Genomic DNA, 4,790 nt, shown 5'->3' with positions numbered 1-4,790 from the left:
ACGTAAAATTCCCATCAAGCACTTGAATCATGTGTTTGATGGGGATTTTGGAGTTTCTGGTGAATAATTCAGGATATTGATGAAATGTTAAAGTTATGGCATTGCTAAAGTCTGATTCAGAGTAGAGTTAAAGTAGCCATGATATTGACTTATGCAAAGCTTTTTTGAACCTGTGCAACAAAGTATTGCGCAATTTCGGAGAGCGTATGGTTATTTTGACGAAGCAGAATCATTCGGTTTTGGCGTGAATCAGCAAGTGGTCGGGTCACGATACCAACATTTTCTGGATCCTCCAGGATTCCCGAACCGGAGCCATAGGCATCCGTTTGATTCACGATCGTCACCATGGTTGCCCGGTCACTGGTTGCGATCACCGGCCCAGCGCTCGGAGCGGTGACTGGATCTTCAGCCAACTCTGAGTAAGTGGCATCTTGGGTAAAGCGAACTTGAGGGAAGGGTGCTAAATCACTCATTGTGATAATCGACTTACGCGCCAGCGGGTGACCGATTCGCATAAAAATATGGGTTTCAAAAGTCCCGAGCACGTCGTAAACCAGATTATTTTGGGCAAATAAGTTCAATAGATGGGCTTGGTTATCTTCGTTTAGAAAAACGATGCCAACTTCACTACGAGCCTTGGCTGTGTCTTCAATCACGCGGGTCGTGGTGCTTTCAAAGGCCCGGATGTACTGGTAATTTGGGTAGTGTGCCATGACCGCACACAGCGCAGTCGCAATAAAGTCGTAGTGTTGACCAGCGACGGAAAAATACTGTTCATTAGATTGCTTATTGGAAAACGACCGTTGCAGGCTTTCGGCGTCTGCAACAATTTTACGAGCTTCGTTCACGAACGTTGCCCCATCAGTCGTTAGAAAGGCGCCTTGACGACTGCGTTGAAAAATCTGAGTACCAAGTTCGTGTTCTAGTTCTTTGATGCCGTGCGACAGCGTGGGTTGTGAGACGTATAGTTTTTTAGCCGCAGCGTGGAAACTACCGTTGTCGGCAACTGCGAGGACGTAACGCATTTGTTGAATGTTCAAAACGCTCACCTTCTTTTTAAAATTATTGAAACAAAAAAAGCCCCTCGTAGCTAAAATTAGCCACGAAGGGACGATTGCTCGTGTTACCACCCAAGTTCATTTAGGTCATACTGACCTAAACCTCAATTCAGTACCGATTGATACCTAGTCAGTTAACGATGACGATCGTCCAAGTTGCGTGAACAACTTAGCCACTCCAAGCTCATCTTCGTCATGCTGACGCGATACCCTTTTTCACCAGTCAGGGTTCTCTAATGACGCGTCAGCACCACTACTCTTCTCTTCACAGTGTTTAAATTAAAATTCGCTTAGACTTAGCTTAACGTTTCAGTTGGGAAAGTGTCAAGAAAATTATGAAATTTTTTTAGGTTTGCCATGAAGCAAGGATGAATTTGGGGGAGCTAGGGGAAAATGCTGAAAAGCGATGAGACGTAATTTATGTGATATTGTATATTTTAGCTATCTTTAAAATTATTCTAACATGAGTAATTTACTATGATTAATTGAATTCAATGATAAAAGTTTGAACCGCGAAGTATTCTAATAAAAGCCGTCGTTATAATAAATTCACATAAGTTACAATTGTAATACGAATTAGTAAATTGGACTTTATTAGCTAGTATTTAATGGAAAACGTGTTAAAATTAATGATTAATGATGCATAAATAATGCAATATAGCTTATATTTAATCATTCTAAAGTAGCGCAAAGTTTGCAAAAGGAAGTGGTCTGGTGTCAAAGCGAAAGGATATTACGGGGCAACGGTTTGGCCGGTTGATTGCAATTGAGCCTCATGGTCGCGATTGTCGAAACGGCGATTTACTTTGGCTGTGTCAGTGCGATTGTGGCAATCAAATTGTCGTCGATGGTGCCCGGTTGCGTTCTGGATCAACTCAGAGTTGTGGGTGTTTACGCCGTGACGTGAGTCGAGAAAAGTATCAACAAAACCAGCAGTTTATGGCACAAGTTGGGGATGCCAGCTCGTTGTTTGACCAAAATGGTATCGCTTTATCATCCGTAAAAGTTTCAACCCGAAACAAATCCGGGATAATCGGGGTCTCTTATGATAAAAACTCTGATAAGTGGTTTGCACGGATGATGTACAAGGGCGCCTACGTCTTGTTGAAGAGCTTTGACACCAAAGCTGAAGCAATTGCTGCCCGGCAGTTAGCACAAGCACAAGTACGTCAACAGCGGCAGGCTGAGGCAGACGTAACGAAGTAGTTGAGTAGGGCGGTTTTGCTGAAATTTAGTGGTGTATAAGTAGGGTGAACCGTAAGTGAACAGCGATAAAACAAAGCAATCGGTAGGGAAGCTGACCATACTTGGTAAGTGTTGAGCTTGTTTTTTTGACGTCAAGCGACTTAACAGTGTTCGTTCACAATCGTTAGTTCGTGGTTAAATCACCAAGTGATTTTCAACGGATGTGTGATGATACGCAGAAATCAGCTTCTATATAAGTAAAGGCCCCGAAGATTCTTAACCTTGGAATCTTCGGGGCCTTTCGTTTGCATTGTTTGATTAGATGGGGCGACTACTGTCCGCTGTTTAGGCTGGCAGGATCAATCGTAACCCAATTCCCGCGATGACTGCGAACGCAACCGCAGTGGCGATGCCATTTAACAAAATTGCCAAATCAAACTGTCGCTGGTAGTCGGCAGCAATCGCAGCCAGTGTTGGGGAGGCCTTGATCATTTCAGCGTGGTTATCGTGAAGTTCGGTAAATTGGGCTTCCAGTGACCGATACTTTAAATCACTGAACCAGCACCACCAAGAAATTGCGAAAGCCATGATCGCAATTAACATCAGGCTCATGAGGAGCACATGACTTTGACCTTGACGCCATAGAAATGACCAGGTTTTGAGCTGATTGGCAGGTACGATGCGAACCGTGATGAGACCGACACTAACGATGACGATTAAACAGGTAAGTTGACCCAGATTGGCGTTTTTATGACGAACGGACTGTTGTCGAAGCTCAAGCAATTGTTGCTGGACAATGGAAATATTTTTAGTCAGGGGAGTGGCGGAAATCATAACGGCAGCTCCTTTCCGTTGGTTGGTAAAGGCGTCAGCTAACAGGGTGACTAGTCTTCAGCAGTTAATTTCGCTATTAGTATACGTCAATTGGTCTACGAAGCGGTGGATAAACACCTCATAAAATCGGTGTTTTCTCATAAATAAGACAGTTCGTTATCGTTCGTTTAAATGATAACGATTACACTTCTATGAGAATTTATGAAATTTAATGAAATTAAAAAATAATTAAAATATATGATTGACAAATTAAAGATAAATGATAAAATTCATGTTGTACTCATTTAACTGATAGATTTGAAACGATGGTTGTTTGAAATCACGACGGTTAAATGGTTAACATTACCGAGACAGTAGGTGATTTGACTTCGTTTGGTTTAGAAATAACATTAAATTCTAAATGAGAATTTAATGACACATAGTGCACCGCTTCGGTTAATTTAGTTGGCACTGAGTCCTACTATAATAACCAATTTTACCTCAATTATTGTTCACGTTTTATATTCAGGGAGGACTACATATGAATACAATTGAAGCAGTTGGGAAATGGGTTGGCCGTTGGTTTACCTTATTAGTTGTGATTTGGGCGGCATTTAACTACGCTGTCCCAAAGACGAGTGCTTGGGTCGTTCCAAACACGTCGTACTTACTTGGCATTATTTTGTTTGGGATGGGGCTGACGTTAAAGGGCGCCGACTTTGCTCGAATCGTTAAACGCCCAGTTCCGGTTATCTTAGGCACCATCGCTCATTATGTGATCATGCCATTAATCGCGTTTCTACTTTGCCAAATTTTTCAATTAAAGGGTGCAACCGCAGCCGGGGTTATCTTGGTTGGGTCATGCCCAAGCGGGACGTCGTCTAGCGTTATGGCCTACCTTGCAGGTGGCGATGTTGCGTTGGATGTATCGATTGAAACGCTATCAACGCTGTTGGCACCAATTGCTTTGCCAGGGTTGTTATTGCTGTACGCTGGTCAATACGTTGCCATTCCAACGCAATCGTTATTCTTGAGCACGATCAAGATCGTGCTGGTACCAATTATCTTAGGGGTTTTGATCCACACGATCTTTGGTAAGAAAATCGATCAATTAACCCGGGCACTGCCACTCATTTCACAAGCCGCAATCCTATTGATCATTGGGGCCGTTATCTCTGCTAACCACGCAGAACTTTTCTCCGCTGCAACCGCATTGGTTATCCCAGTTGTGATGCTACACAACCTGTCAGGCTACGGCTTGGGTTACCTCTTCTCACGGTTGATTCGGTTGAAGGATCCGCAACGTAAGGCGATTACCTTTGAAGTTGGGATGCAAGATTCCAGTTTGGGTGCAACGCTTGCGATGAAATACTTCTCGCCAGCCGCCGCAATTCCATCAACGATCTTTAGTATCTGGCACAACATTTCAGGCTCAATCTTGTCATCTTACTGGCGTGGTCGGACTGAAAAGAAAGCTGCTCAAACAACCGCTGAAACTGCACCAGTTTCTGGTCGGTAAACGATACATCAAAAAAGAACTTGTGACGAGTGGTCGTCCAAGTTCTTTTTTATTGGATTAGGGATTTTAGGTTTATTTACGTTTGTGTCCAGCGTAAGCATGTTTAGTTTGTGAAATGATTCTGGTTTTCTATTGTGAGAAGATGCCGCGGGAGGCTCCGGCGCTATGCGAGGCTGGAACGCAGTGGCGGGCCTACGAGCTAGGAACGGAAGAAG

General features: G+C 43.4%; 4 protein-coding genes. 2 read left to right on the top strand and 2 right to left on the bottom strand.

The features are described 5' to 3' along the window. Positions 1–149 precede the first annotated feature (149 nt). A complete protein-coding gene (locus ACYVR3_RS15960) occupies positions 150–1,040 on the bottom strand; it encodes a LysR family transcriptional regulator (protein WP_054734804.1) in 891 nt (296 codons plus the stop codon). Positions 1,041–1,772: 732 nt separating this feature from the next. Between ACYVR3_RS15960 and ACYVR3_RS15955 the strand changes: the two genes are divergently transcribed. Continuing rightward, entirely contained in the window at positions 1,773–2,264 is a 492-nt protein-coding gene (locus ACYVR3_RS15955) for an AP2 domain-containing protein (protein ID WP_461244999.1), read from the top strand. A 324-nt stretch (positions 2,265–2,588) separates the two neighbouring features. On the opposite strand, the gene ACYVR3_RS15950 is transcribed toward ACYVR3_RS15955, so the two are convergent. Continuing rightward, a complete protein-coding gene (locus tag ACYVR3_RS15950) occupies positions 2,589–3,077 on the bottom strand; it encodes a hypothetical protein (RefSeq protein ID WP_054734811.1) in 489 nt (162 codons plus the stop codon). Between the two features lie 520 nt (positions 3,078–3,597). On the opposite strand from ACYVR3_RS15950, the gene ACYVR3_RS15945 reads away from it, so the two are divergent. Next, positions 3,598–4,575, top strand: a complete 978-nt coding sequence (locus ACYVR3_RS15945) for a bile acid:sodium symporter family protein (RefSeq protein ID WP_054734812.1) — start codon at positions 3,598–3,600, stop codon at positions 4,573–4,575. The last annotated feature ends 215 nt before the right edge of the window (positions 4,576–4,790 follow it).

Source organism: Secundilactobacillus muriivasis, assembly GCF_054785195.1.
Note: the sequence above shows the minus strand (reverse complement) of the source record. Positions and strands in the feature narration are given on the sequence as shown.

What these genes read in the sequence shown, in the direction of transcription:
- ACYVR3_RS15945 (WP_054734812.1), top strand. Translation starts at nt 3,598, where the DNA reads ATGAATACAATTGAAGCAGTTGGGAAATGGGTTGGCCGTTGGTTTACC.
- ACYVR3_RS15950 (WP_054734811.1), bottom strand. Translation starts at nt 3,077, where the DNA reads ATGATTTCCGCCACTCCCCTGACTAAAAATATTTCCATTGTCCAGCAA.